Source organism: Flavobacterium sp. FlaQc-28, assembly GCF_044007415.1.
GTDB lineage: Bacteria > Bacteroidota > Bacteroidia > Flavobacteriales > Flavobacteriaceae > Flavobacterium.
The window spans coordinates 290,488-311,140 of the sequence record NZ_JBIPCM010000005.1; the positions used below are offsets into that span (position 1 = coordinate 290,488).

The following is a 20,653-nucleotide window of genomic DNA, read 5'->3' on the forward strand; positions in this document are numbered from 1 at the left end:
GGCTTACCAATATTTTTGATTTGAAGTTCCATAGAGTTCAAGCACTCTTTTGGTATTGTTCTGCTTCTTTGCCCTTAGAATGCTTACCGAAATATTCTTATTGGTATAGTAGCGCACAAGGCTGTGGTATTCTTTGACTTCTTTGTACACACGATCAATAATATCCATACGCTCTTTGTCATTCAGGGACAGGCTGGAGGAATTTACAATCTGTTTGAGTTCTTTCAGCAGCTCGGTACTCTCACCCAGAAGAGCCGAATAGCCATTGGCAATAGCTGCCAATTCCTGGGCAGAAAAATTGGGGTCATTCATCATTTTGCCAAAATTCTTTACATACATTTCCGATACATCACCTACCAGCAGTACAGTCTGCTGTACTTTGCGTGCATCTTTGACCAGATTGTTTACCGACTGGAGTTTGTCGTAGTATTCCTTGCCCTGTTTGTACACTTTTTCTACTTCCTTGAAATTTTTTACGACATTGGACACCGTGTTAGAGGTCTGTACTATTTCATTGGCACTGTTGAGAATACCCGATGCCAAATTGGCCGGATCGGTTACTACAAATTGTGCTTTTACGGACTGTGCACCGGCAAGGATAAGCGCCGTATACACCATAAATAATATTTTTTTCATTGTTCTTCTATTTTTAAATTAGTAATCATTGTTGATTTTCTTTCGCGCGTCGCCTCATGGCGATGTGCTTAATGGCCAGTTCTACATTGCCGTCCAGTTCTGCCGCAAGCTGCATCACTTCCAGTTTTTCGGTTTCTTCGGTGGTATAGGCGAGATATTCCTCGCCGGAAACTTCTGTAGCATATACCGCAGAGTGTGTTCCGCCAAGTCCAATCCATACTTCCTTGTAGAACCGCGCCGGATCGTTGTTCATATTGATGGAAAGTACCTGCGCTTTTTCCTTATCGGTCAGACCAAGCATTGCTTGTATATCATCAAACTTGTTCATGTACTTGCGCTGGTCAAGCAGGATCTTACAGTCACTATTATTGATGATACTTTCTTTTACAATGGGCGATTGGATGATGTCATCCACTTCCTGCGTGACTACGATAGCTTCCCCAAAAAATTTACGGACAGTCTTGAAAAGATACTTTATGTAATTTGCCATTCCTTCCTTGGCAATGGCTTTCCAGGCCTCTTCAATCAGTATCAACTTACGGATACCTTTGAGCCTTCTCATCTTATTGATAAAGACTTCCATAATAATGATGGTCACGATTGGAAAGAGGATTTTATGATCTTTAATGGCATCAATCTCAAAAACGATGAAGCGTTTGGAAAGCAGGTCTAACTGCTTATCGGAATTGAGCAGGTAGTCGTATTCGCCTCCTTTGTAGTAGGGCTCCAAAACATTCAGGAAATTAGCAATATCAAAGTCTTTTTCCCTTACCTGTTTTCCTTCCAGCACCTTACGGTAATCACCCTGCACATATTCGTAAAAACCATTGAATGAAGGATATGCCTCGTCGTGCTTGATGCGTTCGATATAGCCGCTTACCGCATTGGACAATGCTACTTCTTCCGAACGGGTCGGCGGCTCGTCATCCCGTTTCCAGAGTGTCAGTATCAAAGTCTTGACACTTTCACGCTTCTCAATGTCGAACACGCCATCATCGGTATAGAAAGGATTAAAAGCAATGGGATTGTCTTCCGTATAAGTAAAATACACGCCATCTTCGCCTTTGGTTTTTCCTTTGATGAGTTCACATAATCCCTGATAGGAATTACCGGTATCAACCAGCAGTACGTGTGCGCCCTGCTCGTAATACTGCCTTACCATATGGTTAGTGAAAAAAGATTTACCGCTACCCGAAGGACCCAATATGAATTTGTTACGATTGGTAATAATTCCTTTTTTCATCGGCAAATCAGAAATATCAAGATGGATGGGTTTACCTGTGAGCCTGTCTGCCATCTTGATGCCGAACGGTGATGGCGAATTGTGGTAATTAGTTTCTTCTGTGAAGAAGCACAAAGCAGGTTCTATGAAGGTGTAAAAACTTTCCTCGCTTGGAAAATCTCCGGCATTTCCCGGCATTCCTGCCCAATACAGCGTAGCGGTATCGGTGGTATTGTGTCGTGGCTTGCATTCCATTAGCGCCAATGCACTACCGCAATCGTTCTTTAAATGTTTGAGTTCCCCCGGATCATCCGACCATGCCATAATGTTGAAGTGTGCCCTGATGGAAGAAAGACCGAATGAATGTGCTTCGTTCAGGTATTTTTCTATCCATTCCTTGTTGATCTGGTTGGCACGGCTGTAACGAGCCAAAGAGTGCATATTTCTCGCTGATTTTTCAAACTTCTGAAGGCTCTCTTCGCTGTTGTCTAAAAACAGGTATTGGTTGTAAATATGATTGCAGCTCAGAAGTAGTCCAACGGGTGCAGCAAATGAAAGCCTGCAGTCGCTTCGGGCTGTAGAAAGTTTTTCATAACGTGTATCTGCCGAAACGGTTCCGGGCAGGTCATCCGTATCGGACAAGGTGTGCAGGCACAGCCTTTTGTTTCCGATACGAACCTCTTCAGCGCCCAATACAATATCCTGCATCGGTGCCACGGCTTCCCTGGAAAGCGTTAAATATTGTTCCAGTAATCCCTGCTTTTCATCTTTACCAATAATGTCTGCTTCGCTCAGGCGGTTCAACTTGATAAGTCCGCTGTCGTTAATGATACGCTCAAACTGTGCGACGGCTTCCATAAAACGATGGATCGCTTCATTGTCCCTGATTTCCTTTGGTATGAATGAACCTTTGCATAGCGAAGAGAAATTGCTCTGCATGCGCATTCTTTCCTTAGTGGTCTTGGTAAGGAACAGGTAGCAGTAATGATTCAGGAACGGACGCTCATTAAAATGACGCTGATAGGATTTCGCCAAAAAACTTTGGTCATCCTTTGCCAGATCAGGGGCGTAGTTTTCCTTGATGTACCAATCCTGTTTATGGATTACCGTAAAATCAGGCAAAGTCTTGATAGCCTTGTGCCAGGCGGAATGAATGGCTTCATATTCCGCAGATGCAACTGTAAAGAGTTCCGGCAAACGAACCTCAAAGCAGGCCGTGATATCCGCATCTTTTGACAGGATACAATTGTTCTCTACTGCCAAGAGTGGAAATTTACTTTCCAGCGTTGTTATTTTAGCTGTGTTTCTCATAAGGCATCGGGTTTAGAAGTGATTCTTAGGTAGCGATGTACAGGCTTGCGGCAAATGATGTAGCGGGGATGTCTTTTTTTCGCGCCCACTTTCATGAGTCCGTGTTCTCCATACTTTTTGTTCAGGGAAAAGGTCTGCCAGACGATTAGTGAAGCACCGCCAGCTCCCAGAAACAAACAGATATAAGAATTGACCCCAGCCATATAAAGTATCATGACCAGGATAAGTGTCCCTAAAAGTCCGCCTGCGAAGATGAACAGGTATTGTGCTTTCAAACCTTTAAACTCGACCGTTCTTCCGATGCCTTTGTTGATATTGTAATTGTTCATATATCAGTTTTAAAGGAAGAAGGAACGCAGGATGGTAGCCGCTACAATCAAGAAGATACAGGCCCCAAACCAGCTTGCGGCGGTTTTGCTCGTATCGGGATCTCCGCTGCTGAATTTGTTGTACACTTTTACTCCGCCGATCAGACCGACCACTGCACCGATGGCATAGATAAGCTGTGTGGCGGGATCGAAATAAGAAGTTACCATTTGGGTTGCTTCGTTGATGCCCGCCGTACCGTTTCCCTGGGCAAGTGCTCCGAAACCTGCCAGCATTGCCACTGCTGTCGGCAGGATTTTTTTTCTTTGTTTTTTCATGATTAAACCGAGTTAAATTTCTCATTTATACCTGCGCCTTGCAGGTTATCGGGACAAATATCTTATGGAAATCAAGTCGTTGTAACAAATTGGCAGTCAGTGGAATTACTTGGCTATCAGTGGCATTATTTTGAGTGTTTGAGCATAAAAAAACGTCAAACATTTTATGTTTGACGTTTGAAAGTTTGGAATTACAGAATTATATTCTTCGGCCTTTATTTGTTTTGGATAGATTAGATGTTTTTTTCTCAGTAGCTTTTTCCTGCTTCTTTTCTGCTTTTAGATTGCTTTTAATCAGATCAACAAGAAAAGTGTTTTTCCAAGGAACATTCTTTGCCGCAAACTGCAATTTTAAACCGTGCCGTACCAGACCGTGTCTAATCTCAAATCCATATTTTCTGTTCCAGCCAATTCTGTCGAGTAATCTTTCAGAGGGAAATCTGACAGCGATTAAATCTTTGGGAAGTTCTTTTATATTTAGGTAATCAGGTTCCTGAAATTCGTGTGTCTGGGGATTATAAGGAATGGTGTAGGTCCTTTTTTCTAAATCGTAGTATGTTTCTATATCCGAGAATACAATACCATTGGAAAGGAAATCGTCTTTTGGACGAAGCTTATCCATTCTAATATCAACATAAAAGGTATGTCCGGCGATATCCACAGTAGGCAGCATTCCTTTGTTTACCCGCAGATCAAAAGCCTGCTGATCTACCATAAGGCCAAAATCTGATTTATCCATTATCTCGTTCACAGGATAGCTGTATTTATTCGCCATGCCGATTGGATCTAGAATAATAAATTCAGGAATCCTGACCATTGTGCTTTCATTGTGAAACATCCCTGGAAGGTTTTTATTCTTAAGGTTGTATTCAAAAGTATAGCCATCGCCGACATCACGCATATCTTCAAACGGTATAACATTTTTATGATTGGCCTTTTCAATAAGCTCAAGTTTGTTTACATCTACTATAAAGTCGGTACCCTCAATAGTAATAACCGGCAGTTCTCTTTCCATCATATACTTTATTTTTCGTTATAAAATAAAGGGGACTTATCTTTTCAGACAAAGTCCCCGATATCAAATTCACTTAAATCATTTTTCCGCAAAGTAGAAGAACCAAAATCAGTTTCAGAAAAAAGGCTACTATCCAATAGCTCGGCTATTTTTCGGGAAGCGTCCTCCATAGAATTCTCCAGCAGGATAAATAATTCGGTTCCCTGTATTTTCTGGACTATGAGCGCCGCTGTTTCCTTTTGGGACGGCTCCAATTTTTCCTTTTGCAGCAGCATCCCCACGGAGCTTAGTTCTTCAAAGGTAACCCCTTGAGCAAAACCGTTATTTCCACTGGATATTCTATACCTGTTCCATTCTTCTTCTTCCTCTTCCAAATCAGGCATATTTCCAAAAACGCCATCTAGTTCTTCCTGCGGAATTTGAATACCAACGTTTTCATTTTCGTTACATTCAATCTCAAAATTATAGCGATTTATCTCTTGTTCCTGTATTTGGCTTTCATTGGTAGTATTTGGCACTGAAAGGCTTCTTAAGGGCTTGGGTTGCCCCATAATATCGGGCAGGTTCGGATTGACTTTTGCCTGAGACGACTTTTGCTTTGTCTTTTTCTTGATAAGAACTTTATCCTTTACCAGCAGGACAATAATTATCAACAGGCATATTACAATAATTGTTTCCATAATTAAAGAATTGGTTTGTTGCGTTCATTGAAATAAGCTGTGATTTCTTCCCCAAATTCCCTGAAGTGATGTTCCATAATGTTGTCAATATAGGAATAGAGCGTAATTTTTTCTTCCCGTGACAATTGAACAATGCGCAGCAGACGCTCATGGTACTCAGGACGCAGATATACAACTTTTCCGCTTCGTCCTGAGGGAAATCGATTGACCATAAACAATTTTTGAAATTGTTCTTTACCTGTCTCTTGGATTTTAATTTTTATCTTCATGGCTAGTTTATAAAATAGGTTTGTATTTCTCATTAAAACTTTTGGTAATCTGTTCTCCAAATTCCTGAAAATGATATTCCAGTACATTATTCAGATAGGCATAAATCGCCAGCTTGTCCTCACCGATAACCTGAACGATCCGGGATAATTTTTCATGAAAATCAGGTTGTATATACACCGTTTTGCCATCTCGCGCATTGGTATGAGTCTTCTTAAAAAAAATGGCTTCATAATCGGCATCGGTTCCTCGTTTCATTCTTGTGCGCTCCTTTATCAAAGACTTTTCCTGCAGCAGCTCTGGTGAAGTTTTGTGTTCTTCCAGCGGAGGGGTTAATCCTTCCTTTTTAACGCCATCTGCCATTATATCCATCATAAGCGCCTCGTCGATCTCTGGCGTGATTTTTTTCTTGTTATCTTTTTCCATAGCATTATAATTGAACAATGTTTAAAAATTCTTCCATAAACTGATCTAACCGGCAGGCCTTCATCAAGTGTTTGTCCGGAGGCATTAAAGTGGAGCGGAAAACAGACTTTGCATCGAGTTCGCTTTCTTTTCGAAAGCGTGTGCTGTTCATGATGCTGCACTGCATAAGGCTAAATCCCAAATCATCGATAAGTTTGTTATAGATATCATATAAAGGGGAGCGTTCCCTGCCATCTACCTGATTCCAGAAAAGATTAACACTTTTAATGGACGTTTCACCTTTTTTCATAATGATATCCCGCATCAACTGTGTAAAAACAAGGGTGCTTTCCATCACAAAACGATCAGCAGTAATTGGGGTAAAAATGTGATGCATCCCTGCCAGGGCATTCAAAATGCCAGGTGTATTTACCGTACCGGGAAGATCAAAAAAGATCACGTCTATTGGAACTTTTGAGGATTCTAAAAAATCATTTGCTGCCTCCAAAACGCCTTCGGCTTTATGCTGGATAATTGGATAGGCTCTTTTGTTAATCGTGGTAAACTGCGTATAGGCTATTCTTTTTAAAACCTCATTTTCCATGACCATTGCCAAGTCCCGGGCTTTCATTTTCATTAAGCTGAGTTGTGGAAAATCGGCATCGAATACTGCAACATTGTAACCTAAACGATAATGAAGCGTGCTGGCAGCAAGTGTTGTAAAAGTACTTTTCCCTACGCCTCCCTTTTGAGAAGAAAAGGCGATAAATACGGGTTTGTTTTTTGTTTCCATTTTTATTGTTTTTAATTATTAATACTTATGTAACTATGTAAGTAATCAGGCAGGTAAATCTTTGTCTATTCCTATACACGGGTAGTTTTGTATGGAACTGCGTAACTCATTACATTTGTATCATCCTAATCAACTGCCTCGCTATAGTAATACCCTTTGAGATAGCACTAGGCATATTGATATATTTATTCAATTACATCTGCGTACATATAGACCAATCTGTAGGTGGATAATCAGCAAGCTGCTTTTCTTTATACTTATAAACACAATTAGCAGCTTATCTACATTCCAATTTCAATATCTACACTGCTCTGTAGATAAATACAGAGGTAGTTCTAAAACTACCTTGCAATCCTGCTGCCTACCTGCATCTGCTTTCTTGTACAAAGGAATGTAGTTATCTATGTGCTTTTATTAATGCGACAGTCCTTGGCATTCAAAGGCTGTTTTTGGCACTGCAACACATTGCATTACTCTTATAAAGAGCACTTTACTTTGTAAAATGATTTTCACTAACATGTTTATGAGAAAGCATTATGCCATATCGGGTAAGAAAGTGAACGGCCAAAAGCCGTTTTCCCTGCTTACTTTAATCCGCCTGAAAGAGCGGATTTTCCTTTCACCAGAAAGGAGCAAGTTGTGTTTTGAGCTGCTGGAAATGAATTCCGCTGCTCAAAACAACTTGCCCCGCCGGGGGCTGGAAAACATTCTCCAAAGTCGATGTTTTATAAAACTATAATTGGATTTATCATGGATCAAAATAATAACAGACAACCCCGCAAATCAGGGCGTAATCCTAAAAAGGATCCTGCCATATTTCGCTATTCCATATCATTGAATGCGGAAGAAAACGCCCGTTTTCTTTCTCTTTTTGAACAGTCCCAAATGAATGTAATGGCACATTTTATCACTGCCTGCATCTTTCAGAAGACCATTAAAACAGTCAAAATCGATAAAGCTGCAATGGATTATTATATGCGGTTAACCACTTTGTATGGACAATTCCGGAGCGTTGGAGTGAATTATAACCAAATCGTAAAACTGCTTTATCGCAATTTCTCCGAGAAAAAAGCGGCCGCTTATCTCTATAAACTCGAAAAGCATACAGTTGAAATGGCAGTATTATGTCAAAAAATCATTCAGATTACCGGAGAATTTGAAGCAAAATATATTAAAAACAACAAGTAAAATGGTAGCTAAAATTGGCAGAGGACAAAACTTGACAGGCATACTTAACTATAATCAGCTAAAAGTCGAGAAGGAAAATGGGGAAATTCTCTTTACCCATAAGATGCAGGAAACTCCTGATGGACATTATTCTGTAGACCAGCTGCTGGGCTCTTTTGAACCTTATTTGCTGGCGAATCGTAAAACAGAAAAAATGGTTCTGCATATTTCTCTTAATCCAGACCCAAAAGATAATGTAAGTGATGAAAAATTTAATGCTATTGCACAGGAGTATATGCAAAAAATGGGATACGGCGAGCAGCCCTACGTAGTGTTCAAGCATACTGATATTGAACGTACCCATATCCATATCGTTTCGGTTTGCATAAACGAAGAAGGCAGGAAAATTTCGGACAGTTATGAGCGTAAACGTTCAATGGATATATGTCGTGATCTGGAACGAAAATATGGATTAGCCTGTGCAAAAGACGCAACATACAAACAAAACGAAAAAGCATTTCGCCCGGTAGATTACAAGACCAATGACATTAAAAGCCAGATCGCTTCAGTAGTAAGGTATCTGCCCAAATCCTATCAGTTCCAAAGTTTGGGAGAATACAATGCTTTGCTGTCTCTGTTTAATATTACTGCAGAAGAGGTTAAGGGTGAACTGCACGGAAAGCTCAAACAAGGGCTAGTCTACGTTGCCTTGAACGAAAATGGAGAAAAATCAAGTAACCCGTTTAAAGCGTCTCTTTTTGGAAAAGGCGCAGGATACATTGAACTTCAAAATCATTTTGCATCGTCCAAAGTGGCACTTAAAGAAAGTGATGCGAGACTTACAATTAGAAAAACAATTGAAACAACCCTGCGGGCGGCCATTGACGAACAGGACTTTAAAAAACAGCTGACTGAAAAAGGCATTAATGTGATTACTCGCAAAAATGATATGGGACGTATTTATGGAATTACATTTATTGACCACAATTCCAAATCGGTATGGAACGGTTCGCGTTTGGGAAAAGAATTTTCAGCGAATGTATTTAACGACTGGTGGAATAATGGGCTACAACCGGAAATTAAAAATAGTGAGGATACCAAAACAATTTTAATCAAAACAGTATCGGAAAGTCTACCAGCTGAGAAGCCTCACGATTTATTTGATTTTCTAAGTAATCAAAGTACTATTCAATCTAACGATATCCATAGTAGTATAGAAGGTTTTGGAGGGTTATTGCCGGAAGCTCAGGGAGAAGATTACCAGGAACAGGATTTTGCCAATAAGATGAAAAAGAAAAAGAAACGTAAGAGAGGTCAATAGGTTTGTTATTCGTTATAACTTTCGGTTATAAAGACAATTTCAATCCCCAAGCATAGCTCCAATGCAAAACCTTCGGAACGGTTGGTGTTTTGAACTGATAGATATCATAGACGTATAATGAAAACAGTATAAATGCTGCCCAACTAAGCCCTACGCACAGCATACCTTGTCTATCCCTCACATGGAACATACCAGCAACTACTGATTTTACTATAAATGCGGGGACAATACAGCATAATAACACGCAGATTACCCATGGTAATATCCATAAATTACGGTTGTTTGCCCGCAATCCGATGATAGTTCCTTTAAAGAAATAAATGATGCAGAAAAGAAGATAGGTAAATAATAGAGAGAAAACCCAAAATTTGAAATTGTTGGTTTCTTCTTCCCACAACTTTTGCGACAGCAAGAATCCGGCATAAAAGAACATGCCGAAAATTGCAGCCATTTTTAAAACGAAAATAAAAACCCCGGCGATACCAAACATTAATCCTGTTGCAGATTTACTTTCTTCATTTTTCCGCGCCTCATATTCTTGTTCACTTTCACCTGGATCCATATCAGGATTATAGTAATTCATATTATTTTTCTTTAATGTTGATCTGAGATACCCAAAATAATTTTCAGGCCTATAAATTTAATAAAAAAAGCGATTTAAAATCTAAACCTGATTGGAACCACTTGAGCGCCAAACACTGCCACGCACCTCCAATGCCTACCATATTTTTATATCCATGCTTCAAAGCCTTTAAATTCACGCCCAAACATTTAATAATTAGAAAATGCAGGGAGAAGATGACTTAAGAGGATTAGCCAAAATTATGGAGTTTATGAGAGCAGTCAGTATTTTATTAGTACTGATGCACTGCTATTGGTTTTGTTACGAATTTTTCAAAGAAGAACAATGGACATTATCTGTCATTGATAAAATATTGGGAAATTTTCAGCGCACAGCAGGACTGTTTTCCAACACGCTGTATACGAAACTATTTGCTTTGGTTCTTCTGGCATTAAGCTGTTTGGGCAGTAAGGGTGTTAAAAATGAAAAGATTACCTGGAGCAAAATCTATATAGCGCTTGTAATAGGCTTTATTTTTTTCTTCCTCAATACGCCATTACTTAGACTGCCCATTGAAATGGCCGCATTTTTATATGTTTTCACCCTGAGTTTGGGGTATATTTCACTGCTGATGGCAGGTGTATGGATGAGCAGGTTACTCAAAAATAACCTTATGGAGGATGTATTTAATACGGAAAATGAAAGTTTCATGCAGGAAACCCGGTTGCTGCAAAATGAGTATTCCATAAATCTGCCTACTAAATTCTGGTATCGCAAAAAACAGCACAATGGATGGATAAATATTGTAAATCCTTTCCGCGCGACTATCGTATTAGGCACCCCTGGTTCTGGTAAATCCTATGCCATTGTAAACAACTACATTAAACAGCAAATCGAGAAAGGTTTTTCGATGTATATCTATGATTTCAAGTTTGATGACCTTTCTACCATTGCGTACAACCATCTATTACAACATACCGACAAATACAAAGTCAAACCAAAGTTTTACGTCATCAATTTTGATGATCCCAGAAGAAGCCATCGATGCAATCCGATCAATCCTGATTTTATGACTGACATATCTGATGCTTACGAATCAGCCTATACCATTATGCTGAACCTGAACCGTTCGTGGATTCAAAAACAGGGTGATTTCTTTGTCGAAAGCCCGATTATTCTTTTGGCGGCTATCATCTGGTTTTTAAAGATTTATGATAATGGAAAGTATTGTACTTTTCCTCATGCTATTGAACTGCTTAACAAAAAATATGCAGATGTTTTTACCATTTTAACTACCTATTCCGAACTGGAAAATTATCTATCGCCGTTTATGGATGCCTGGCAGGGAGGTGCTCAGGACCAATTACAAGGCCAGATAGCATCAGCAAAAATACCATTGTCACGTATGATATCTCCAAGCCTTTATTGGGTAATGACTGGTGATGATTTTTCATTGGACATCAACAATCCTGCAGCGCCAAAAATCCTTTGCGTGGGCAATAATCCCGACAGGCAGAATATTTATTCCGCTGCATTGGGTTTGTACAATTCACGAATCGTAAAACTCATCAATAAAAAGGGACAGCTCAAAAGTTCGGTAATCATTGACGAGCTTCCCACAATTTACTTCAGGGGCCTGGACAATCTGATTGCTACGGCAAGGAGCAATAAGGTAGCGGTATGTCTGGGATTTCAGGATTACTCCCAATTGACCCGAGATTATGGGGATAAAGAAAGTAAGGTAATTCAGAATACCGTAGGGAATATATTCAGCGGTCAGGTTGTCGGGGAAACAGCTAAAAGCCTTTCGGAACGCTTCGGAAAAATACTGCAGCAGCGTCAGAGTATGACCATCAATCGGAATGATAAATCAACTTCTATTTCCACGCAGCTGGAAAGCCTAATTCCCGCTTCCAAAATATCAACCCTTACACAAGGAATGTTTGTTGGGGCAGTTTCCGATAACTTTGAGGAGCGTATCGAACAAAAGATCTTTCATGCGGAGATTGTGGTCGATAATGAGAAAGTGGCTGCTGAAACTAAAACATACCAGAAAATCCCGGAAATACTTTCATTTGTAAATGAAGAAGGAGAAGATAGGATGAAGGCTGAAATTGAGGCCAATTACAAACAAATCAAACTGGATATTGTCTCAATAGTAGCAGATGAAATGGAACGGATTAAGAACGATCCGAAACTGCAGCATTTAATACCAAAAACAACTGATAAAAAAAGTAAAGATGAATAGAATCAAAACCTTTGACATAAAGAATTTTATATTCAATAATTGACTAAATAATTTAATGTTAATTTGTCAAATAATTGCTATTATAAGTTCATCTATGATTCAAAAACTTAAGATTTGTTGATGAATTATTATATATTTAAGCTCTTTTAATATATAATAATTGTACTATGCCAGTAAGCCGTAAGAGAAAGATTGTAAAAAAAAATAAATCTTCTAAGAAAAAATATAAACCTTACGAAGCAGTTACACAAAATCTTTACAGAATTGACAATCCTTTTCAAGAAGAAATAAGTTTTGAGCAAAGAATAAAACCATTTTTAGAGCTAGCTGAAAGATCGACTATTGAATTTGAAATTGAGTTTCAAAAATTGCAAGAGTATTTTAAAGACTATGATCCTCTATACTTATGTTCTTTTTGCGTTTTTTATTTTATTGCTGAAAAAGAAGGAATAGATAAAGAAGCAATTGATGGTAGACTAGATTTTCATATGTTTTATTTAGAGATTCTACAGTGTTATTCCTTATATCAAGAGAGGACTCTTAGTGCAATGCCATTAAATGAAAAAGAAGAGGATTTTAAAAAATTATTACAAGATTTAAATCAACATCAATCGTTTGCCTATTTTAAACTTTCCAATAAAGCAACAACTGAGGAAGAATTTGGTCCTGTGATGTTAAGATTGGAAATGATGCATAATACTCTTGCAGTTCGTAATTGGGCATATGAGGGACAAATGCAAAAAATTGCTTATGAGTTATCAGCTCGTATAAGTGCTAAGTTCGAAGATAAATTAGGATTTAAGCCTGAAGTATTTCTTGATGTTTTATTTGGTCTGGCTGATCTAAGTACCAAAAAACTTAATGCGCATAAGAATAATATCCGCCCGGCAATTATAGCTAAGAACTTTAATGCAGTATTTGATGCATATGAAAATAATATGCCAGGTGTTAGCCCAACTAATGCTCTATCAAGATTGAATTTATGGGAAGAATTCGGAAAGAATCTGCAAATGTTAAAAAGCTTCTTTATAGAGCATTCGGATTTAAAACTTAAAGATATTTTCACTATTGATTTTGAAGAAATTAAAGCCTTAACAAATATTTCGCTGAGCAACGAAGATATAAGCCGAATTTTTGATCCGCTGGCATATCGTTTTGGGGACTTATCTAACGAAGACAAAAACCATGTTTTTTTAAATAATCCAATTCATTCAAAACCTTTTATCAGGCTTGATGAGAATAAGTATTTTTCTGCAGTGTCTTTTTTATTCTCGCATCTGGGAATTGATTTACTTGAAGGTTTTATTATGAAAGAGAAAACCCTTAAAGATGTTTATATTAAGGAAAAAGGAAAATACCTGGAAGAAAAGATAGAGAAACTTTTTAAAGATGCATTTCCTGATGCAAAAATTTTTAGTGGAAGTTTATGGACTTGCCCAACAACTAACAAAATATTTGAGAATGATCTGATTGTGTTAATTGAAGATTTCGCTATAATTGTTGAAGCTAAATCCGGAACGGTAAGTAATCCGGCAAAACGTGGTGCGCCTGAACGATTATTTCAAACACTGAAGGATTTAGTGGTGGCACCATCTGAGCAAGCTATAAGGTTTAAGAATTACCTGCAGAATAATAAAAAATTACATATTTTTAAGACCAAATCGGGCGCGAAAAATGAGCTTGATTCCAATCTGATAAATTACTATGTTCCACTTGGAGTGACCCTGTCTAATTTAGGATCAATTGGATGTAATTTAAAGAAACTTATTGAAGCAAAAGTGGTCACACATAAATTAGAAGAATTAGCACCATCAATAAGTTTCACAGATCTTGAAGTTATCTTTGATATCCTTCCTTTACAAAGTGAGAAAGTACATTATCTTTCAAGAAGAAGGGAGTTTGAAGCCCATGTTAACTTTCAAGGTGATGAGCTTGATTTATTTGGTTTTTATTTAAAAAATGGTTTTAATATAGGGGAAGATGAGTACAATAACTCCACCTATTTGAATCTTACTTTATTATCAAAAGAGCTCGACCCCTATATGATCGGAAAAGGAAGAGGAATACAGGTAAAAAAACCTTTTTTGCAAAAAACACAGTATTGGTCAGACACTCTTAATTATATCAACAGCAATGGTAATAATTGGCTGGTGGCATCCTTTATTTTATTAAACTTACCAAAACAAGATCAAGCACTATTTGAAAAGAAATTAAATGAATTGAAAAGTAGCATAGTAAGAGGCAAAATGAGTAAACCTCATAATTGGGTAAGCCTTACCTGCGGGCCCGAAAGAAGACAGTATGCAATAGTTGGGTATCCTTATAAAGATATTGATACTGCCACCAGGAATAATGTGTTAGACCAGATATTAGAACTGGAAAGTAAAGAGAATTTACGTGGAGTCGTTGTCTTGGGTTATAATCTTAATAATCCAAATTATCCCTATTCCTTTATTGCAGGAAATTTAGAAACGAATTTGTTTGATAAACTAGATCTGACAGATAATTAGTCCTGCAATCAGGAAATTTTCAGTTTCTGAATAGGCTGTGATATCTGATCTTCTTGTAGTTTTTGTTCAGGATCTTCTACTTGTTGTTCCGGAGTAATTGATAATTGTATTGCCCGTTCAAGCGCTGCCAATTCGTTTTTTAGTTCCACAAGTGTATTCTCTTTAGTCCAAATGCTGTTTACTACTTCGTGAAGTACAGGAATATCTTTTTCAATGGCGTTAATCTTTTTCTTTTCCTGTTCTATCAATGCTGGTATTTTTTCCAATGCGTTTAAAAAGTTCAAGCATGCTAATTTATAATCGTTTGCTATCTGCCCGTTGTTATAGGTGTATTTTATATTTCCTTCTCCCACAATAAAAAAACGGTTGTCGCGGATGTCAATCCCTTCTTTTTGTGTCATTTCCGTTTTTATCAAAAGTGTAAAACCATATAAGGTACCGATTTCTTCATACTGTCCTTCGGTACGAGCTTTATCAGCGAGCAGATGTAGTTTTTCACCGATTTGTTTTATATCTGCATTTGGAGACAATCCAATCAGTTCAATTGGATTTAGTACTGTATCTTCTTTATCCCTTCGAATGCGTTTTTGAAGGTTCTGCCAGTCCGCAGAAAATCTTTCCACCATCGATTTTGCAGTTTCAACGGTTGCCATGCAGTCTTCGAGCTTATATCTTGACATAGACTTGGAACGGGTGAAAGCCTGTTTTTCGCTTTCCAAAGAAGTAATCTTTTTTTCCAGTTTGGCTTTTTCAAGCAAATCGGTATTACCGGAAAGAATGGCGACATATTCCGAGAAATTCATTCCGGATTTTTCATCCATACCACCTTCGTCAATGGTACGTTTACCAAGACTATTGTTTTTGAGCTGATCGATAAATAATTGTTTATTGTGCAACAGATTAAATTTGTAGCTGTCCAAAGATTTTTCAACTGCGTAGATGATAACGTCTACTTTGTTATCTGCAAAAAATTTGGCAATTTCATTTCCTTTGCGAATGGCTCTGCCATCCCGTTGAGCTAAATCACTCGGTCTCCAAGGCGTGTCTAAATGATGTACCGCAACTGCACGTTTCTGGGCATTGACTCCCGTTCCCAGCATATCGGTTGACCCAAATAATATTCTGATTTTCCCTTCGTTCATAGCGCTGATGAACTCTTTGCGCATCTTGTCGGTTTTTGCCTCCTGGATAAAGCGTATTTCATGTGCAGGAATTCCGTGATCCTCCACCAGTTTGCGTTTGATTTCCGAATACACATTCCACTCAGTTGGTTTGTAGGTACCTAAATCAGAGAATACAAACTGGGTTCCTTTTTGAGCATTAAAACGATTGTAATATAGTGCCAGTTTTGCTGCGCAATGGGAGGCTTTACTATCGGGATGGTCCTCATACTTCTGACTAATCATGCGCATATCTAACGACATCTTACGGGCATAGTCGGTAGCTATTAACATTTTTGCTTTTTCTTCGGAGGCAGACAGTTTTGCTCTTCCAAGAAGCGAAGCATCTCCCGTTTTGGCAAACTCCATTAGTTTCTGGATGAATATTTCCTGCTCAGGGGTTGGTGGAATATTGTGCAGTATTTCATTCTTCTGAGGACGGTCTATACCAATATCTTTTGCTGTGCGGTAATCCGTAATCTCCGAGTAAAACTGAGCCAGTTCCGGTACTTTGATAAAATATCGGAAACGTTCTTTCTGAACAATATTGTTGGCTACTGAGAATTCATAGTCGGTAGTCTTTCGCGCATAAATAGCTGCCCATGCATCAAAGCAATTGATGCCTTGTTTTTCCAAAGCCTGTGGGCGCAGGTATTTAAACAATAAATATAGTTCGGTCAGCGAGTTGCTGATGGTGGTTCCAGAAAGAAAAGTAGCTCCTAAATCTTTTCCGCTTCGTTCCTGTATAGTGCGAATGGCAAATAGCAGGTTCAATGCCTTCTGGCTTCCCTGCATATTACCGAGTCCTGCAACACGGTCATGGCGGGTATTGAACATCAAGTTCTTGAAGCGGTGGCTTTCATCCACCAACAAATGGTCAATACCCATCATCTTAAAATCGACTACATCATCCTTGCGATTTTCAATATCATGTTGCAGTGTTTTGAGTTTGACTTCCAGATTTTGTTTTCGTATGATAACTCCCTTGAGCATTGCCCGTGATATTTCTTTTCCCTGTGACTGTAATGCCTCAAGGTTTTCTTCAACACTATCGAGTTCTGCCTGTAATATCTCTTTTTGCATTTCCGGTGATTGTGGAATCATCCCAAATTGGTCATGGGTCAGGATAATACAATCCCAATTGTTATTTTTAATCTCCCCGAAAATACGCAGACGTTTTTGCGGTGTAAAATCTTCCTTGCCCGGATATAATATTTTAGCATGTGGATACGCTTTGTGGTAGGTTTCCGCTATTTCATGAACATTGGCTTTCAGTCCGATAATCATAGGCTTGTGTGTCAACCCCAAACGTTTCATTTCCTGGGCAGCTGTGCACATAATGAGTGTTTTTCCTGCGCCCACTTCGTGGTCACAGATGGCTCCTCCGTTTAGTTTGATCATCCATACCGCATCCTTCTGGCTGGAATACAAGTCTTCAATCCCCAGCGCTTTTCTGTCAAGCCCAGGAAAATCCTGATGGCTGCCATCATATTGTGGACGCACAAAACAGTTAAAGGTATCGTTGTATTTATCGGTGAGACGTTTCTTAAATTCATCGTTTTGAGCAAATAACCACTCAGAAAATGCTTTACGGATTTCATCAATCTTAGTATTGGCCATCTGGATGGCTTCCATATCACGCACCTTTATTTCCTGATCGCCATGCATTACTTTTTTGGTAATGTCAGGTGTGGTATTTACCAGACCATGTTTAAGCAATGCAATTCCATCATAAGTACGGCTTTGAGATTTTATAGCATACTTCTCCGTTATACGGATATTTTTGCTATCGCATTTAATGGAGAAATCATCCGTATTTTCCGTGTAATGAATCCGTACATCAGTATCAAACAGATGAGAGGCAAAATGGTTGTAAATACCAGTTGGTATCCAGCGTTCGCCTAAATTAAAATCCAGTTCTTCAAATTCAATGCGTCTGGGAAAAGCTTGCTGCAGAGCGGCAAGGCTATCCCTTGCTTGCAGGTCTTCAGGGTTTTGCTCTAAATAATTATTTATTGCTTGGGCTTTTTCCACCACATTCCCTGAAATCCATCGCTCCGATATTTCATATACCTCTTCCAAAGGGTTGTAGAAAATTCGTCTTTGCAGGTTCTCTTTCAGATTATCAACTGATAATCCGCTGATCTGCGACATATATTCCAAATCCACAGTTCCATATTTATTCAGTGATGAGGCTAATGCCTCATCAGGATTATTGGCTGTTAGTGTGCTGACTGAAAAACTCACCGGATGGTGGAAAATATCTGATTTATGAACCACACCGCCAACCACACGTTCCAGATAAGGAATTTCGTTTCCGGCACTGTCGGTTTTGATAAGCTGAATATTCTCAGCGTTATTGAGATTTCCATATCTTTTGACAAAGGAGTCATATAGACGGTTGAATGTTTCTCTTTCAGGTGTGTGTTCGGTTTGTTGTTCGGCTTCTTTCTGATACAATTCCAGATAGGCATCACGTATCTGAATATAGGACTCCGCACGCATTTTTTGCATTGGAGGAAGTGGCAACGGCTCAAATTCCGCTTTTTGTTCTTCGGGATCTACAGCGGTAAGATAGCCGACATAGCCTTTGTAGGTCACCAGACAATCCTTTCGGTAAAAAGACTGTATTTTGTCCGTATAAATACGTAATTCCGCAGTGGTTACATTTTGTGGCTCGGCATTATCTGAGAATAAATCTCCCAATACGGGCTTAATTTCTTTATCGAGCTTTTTTGTAAGCGATGGCATTACATCATTTTGCCTGATGGGTATATCGAACAAATTTCCCTGCTGAATGGGTGACATTGTTTTTCGCTTCGATTGATGAACCGTTTTCTTTTTTGGAGGTTTGTATTTTATCTCAGACGTATTCTCATATAAACCAAACAGACTTAATTGTGAAGCTGCTGAAAGATTCACTTCAACTATTGATTTATCGGTAGCAGATTCCTCTTTTTTAATGGCAATTACAGGTGTAATGGACTTAGCTATAGAATCTTCAGAAATAATTTCTGTGGTATTATGTCCATTATATAAGTCGGAATCCAAATGATTGGAGATATCGTCGGACAATATTCTTTTTAAATCTTTTGCTATTCCTTCAATGCCTCCTTCATGTTCATAAATCAAGGCGGGCTTGCCATACATATCGGTTGCTTGGTATGATGTGGTCTGCACTATATGCTGAACGTTTTCAAATAACATACTGTTTGAAGTATTGTCAGAAGTGCTATAGGTGCTGCAGAACTGCTGTTCCCTTTGGGAAAGTCTTGATTTGGCATTGTTTTTTTGCAGTACAATCAAATCGCTCCCCACTTCGGTTCCGGCATAATCGGTAAACAAATTATTGGGTAAGCGTATGGCAGAAACCAGATTGCAGTTTTGTATCAAAGCCTGACGTATGGGTTCATTTTTGGCACTGTTCAAAACTCCCTGTGAGGTGATAAATGCCAATAGACCGCCGTTCCGAAGCATGTCTATGGATTTTAGAAAGAAGTAATTATGAATACTTCGGGCAGCTTGTACGCGAACCGGATCTTTGCTGCGTATATAAGAAAGGTCAAATATTGATGCATCTCCAAATGGAATATTGCTGGCAATTACATCATAGCTTTCTTTGTCCTTATTCGGGATTTCTTCAAATCTGGCAATCCGGATGTTGTTATCAGGATAAAGCTGTTTTAATAGTTGTCCTGTAAGGAATTCCTTTTCGTATGCCGTTATATGTGATAGACTTTCATTCCTGAATGCTTCTATAAATGATCCTGTTCCGGCGGATGGTTCCAGAAAGCGTTCGATATTTATTTGATTTTCCTGAAAGGAATCTGCAATGGCTCCAATGACTGAAGGCGGGGTGTAAAAGGCTGTCAGGACAGAAGCTTTTATACTGTCTACATAACGATAGTATTGTTTTTCGTCCTGTGCGTTTTCCCGTAATAGGTAGTGAAGTTCCTGAGTCATTCCAAATAAATCCTGTTCGGATTTTACCCATCGGTCAATATCATTGGCTTTATCAGCTGGATTGAGTACAAATTTAAGACCACCAAAACCACTATATTTCATGAGCAATTGCCTCTCGGTTTCAGTAGCTTGGCGTTTTTCTTTTTCCAGCAGGAAAACTAGCTGCAACGCCTCGATATTCTTTTTTAAATGTTCTCTTTTATTGTAGCCCATTATCTTCTATCCAGATTTGAATAGTGCCGGTAAGTTCGGTGTAGAGCAATTCAAATTCCTGGCTGTCGGCAAAGTCATCCGTAATTCGGTATTGCTCAAATACAGGGATGCTGACAGCCATCATTTTTAAGGCAAATGGTCGCAATTCCTCGTCAGCCATGATCGTGTCAAACTCGTTGCAGACGATTTTAAATATAGTATCGAATTTTGAAAAGTGTAATCCTTCAAATAATACATATTGCGCAATCTCATTGCATTGCTCAATTGTATTGCCGGCCATAAAGGCATCATTGTACACTTTAGCAGCTGATTGCCCGCGTTGTTCAATGAATTTTTTGTCCCCTGATAACTCAGGAAAGCTGCTGTTGAGCAATTCCTTTAATAGTAATGAATAATAGGATATTTTATTCTCTGAAGCCATAAGTATATCATTAGAGGATTATATTTTACTTTACTAAGCAGAGTAAAAATATAAAGAAGTATGTTACTGAATAGTTTTCAGGCATTATTTGGCTTCAAACGGCTTTGATTGGCGT

General features: G+C 38.7%; 17 protein-coding genes. 5 read left to right on the forward strand and 12 right to left on the reverse strand.

Going from position 1 to position 20,653, the window contains the following annotated elements:
• Nucleotides 1-3: 3 nt before the first annotated feature.
• From ACHRVL_RS15120 to ACHRVL_RS15160, 9 genes are all read right to left on the reverse strand, one after another.
• Nucleotides 4-636: a DUF4141 domain-containing protein gene (locus ACHRVL_RS15120; protein ID WP_395414081.1), complete on the reverse strand. Its 633-nt coding sequence runs from the start codon at nt 634-636 to the stop codon at nt 4-6.
• A 25-nt stretch (nt 637-661) separates the two neighbouring features.
• Nucleotides 662-3,169, reverse strand: a complete 2,508-nt coding sequence (locus tag ACHRVL_RS15125) for a TraG family conjugative transposon ATPase (RefSeq protein ID WP_395414083.1) — start codon at nt 3,167-3,169, stop codon at nt 662-664.
• Nucleotides 3,166-3,498, reverse strand: a complete 333-nt coding sequence (locus tag ACHRVL_RS15130) for a DUF4133 domain-containing protein (RefSeq protein ID WP_149207330.1) — start codon at nt 3,496-3,498, stop codon at nt 3,166-3,168. Before ACHRVL_RS15130 ends, ACHRVL_RS15125 begins: the two co-directional genes overlap by 4 nt.
• Before the next feature lie 9 nt (nt 3,499-3,507).
• The gene (locus tag ACHRVL_RS15135; protein WP_395414085.1) at nt 3,508-3,813 is read right to left on the reverse strand and encodes a DUF4134 domain-containing protein; all 306 of its coding nucleotides are present in this window, start codon (nt 3,811-3,813) and stop codon (nt 3,508-3,510) included.
• A gap of 199 nt (nt 3,814-4,012) precedes the next feature.
• On the reverse strand, nt 4,013-4,831 hold the full coding sequence (locus ACHRVL_RS15140; RefSeq protein WP_395414086.1) for a hypothetical protein: 819 nt from the start codon (nt 4,829-4,831) through the stop codon (nt 4,013-4,015).
• A gap of 41 nt (nt 4,832-4,872) precedes the next feature.
• Nucleotides 4,873-5,508 carry a conjugal transfer protein TraD gene (locus tag ACHRVL_RS15145; RefSeq protein ID WP_395414089.1) on the reverse strand — a complete coding sequence of 212 codons (636 nt, stop codon included), beginning with the start codon at nt 5,506-5,508 and terminating at the stop codon, nt 4,873-4,875.
• Between the two features lie 2 nt (nt 5,509-5,510).
• Nucleotides 5,511-5,810 carry a DUF3408 domain-containing protein gene (locus tag ACHRVL_RS15150; protein WP_254796602.1) on the reverse strand — a complete coding sequence of 100 codons (300 nt, stop codon included), beginning with the start codon at nt 5,808-5,810 and terminating at the stop codon, nt 5,511-5,513.
• The gene (locus ACHRVL_RS15155) at nt 5,785-6,201 is read right to left on the reverse strand and encodes a DUF3408 domain-containing protein (protein ID WP_068841428.1); all 417 of its coding nucleotides are present in this window, start codon (nt 6,199-6,201) and stop codon (nt 5,785-5,787) included. The genes ACHRVL_RS15150 and ACHRVL_RS15155 overlap by 26 nt, the downstream gene beginning before the upstream one ends.
• A gap of 4 nt (nt 6,202-6,205) precedes the next feature.
• Nucleotides 6,206-6,973 carry a ParA family protein gene (locus tag ACHRVL_RS15160; RefSeq protein ID WP_068840770.1) on the reverse strand — a complete coding sequence of 256 codons (768 nt, stop codon included), beginning with the start codon at nt 6,971-6,973 and terminating at the stop codon, nt 6,206-6,208.
• A 523-nt stretch (nt 6,974-7,496) separates the two neighbouring features.
• Here ACHRVL_RS15160 and ACHRVL_RS15165 point away from each other — a divergent pair.
• Genes ACHRVL_RS15165 through mobB form a run of 3 tightly spaced genes read left to right on the forward strand, consistent with a single transcriptional unit; the run spans nt 7,497 to nt 9,461 of the window.
• A complete protein-coding gene (locus ACHRVL_RS15165; protein WP_395414092.1) occupies nt 7,497-7,712 on the forward strand; it encodes a hypothetical protein in 216 nt (71 codons plus the stop codon).
• 11 nt (nt 7,713-7,723) lie between these two features.
• A complete protein-coding gene (mobA, locus tag ACHRVL_RS15170) occupies nt 7,724-8,161 on the forward strand; it encodes a conjugal transfer protein MobA (protein WP_395414094.1) in 438 nt (145 codons plus the stop codon).
• Nucleotide 8,162: 1 nt separating this feature from the next.
• Complete coding sequence (gene mobB, locus ACHRVL_RS15175; protein ID WP_395414096.1) at nt 8,163-9,461, forward strand: conjugal transfer protein MobB; 1,299 nt, start codon at nt 8,163-8,165, stop codon at nt 9,459-9,461.
• A 25-nt stretch (nt 9,462-9,486) separates the two neighbouring features.
• On the opposite strand, the gene ACHRVL_RS15180 is transcribed toward mobB, so the two are convergent.
• On the reverse strand, nt 9,487-10,044 hold the full coding sequence (locus tag ACHRVL_RS15180; protein WP_395414099.1) for a hypothetical protein: 558 nt from the start codon (nt 10,042-10,044) through the stop codon (nt 9,487-9,489).
• A gap of 202 nt (nt 10,045-10,246) precedes the next feature.
• Here ACHRVL_RS15180 and mobC point away from each other — a divergent pair, with 202 nt between their 5' ends.
• Together mobC and ACHRVL_RS15190 are read left to right on the forward strand one after the other, a co-directional pair.
• Complete coding sequence (gene mobC, locus ACHRVL_RS15185) at nt 10,247-12,271, forward strand: conjugal transfer protein MobC (RefSeq protein ID WP_395414101.1); 2,025 nt, start codon at nt 10,247-10,249, stop codon at nt 12,269-12,271.
• Nucleotides 12,272-12,438: 167 nt separating this feature from the next.
• Nucleotides 12,439-14,781, forward strand: a complete 2,343-nt coding sequence (locus ACHRVL_RS15190) for a hypothetical protein (RefSeq protein WP_395414103.1) — start codon at nt 12,439-12,441, stop codon at nt 14,779-14,781.
• 8 nt (nt 14,782-14,789) lie between these two features.
• Here the strand turns inward: ACHRVL_RS15190 and ACHRVL_RS15195 are convergent, their stop codons facing one another.
• Both ACHRVL_RS15195 and ACHRVL_RS15200 read right to left on the reverse strand, forming a co-directional pair.
• Entirely contained in the window at nt 14,790-20,117 is a 5,328-nt protein-coding gene (locus ACHRVL_RS15195) for an N-6 DNA methylase (protein WP_395414105.1), read from the reverse strand.
• Complete coding sequence (locus ACHRVL_RS15200; protein WP_068840776.1) at nt 20,104-20,538, reverse strand: DUF1896 domain-containing protein; 435 nt, start codon at nt 20,536-20,538, stop codon at nt 20,104-20,106. Before ACHRVL_RS15200 ends, ACHRVL_RS15195 begins: the two co-directional genes overlap by 14 nt.
• Between the last annotated feature and the right edge of the window lie 115 nt (nt 20,539-20,653).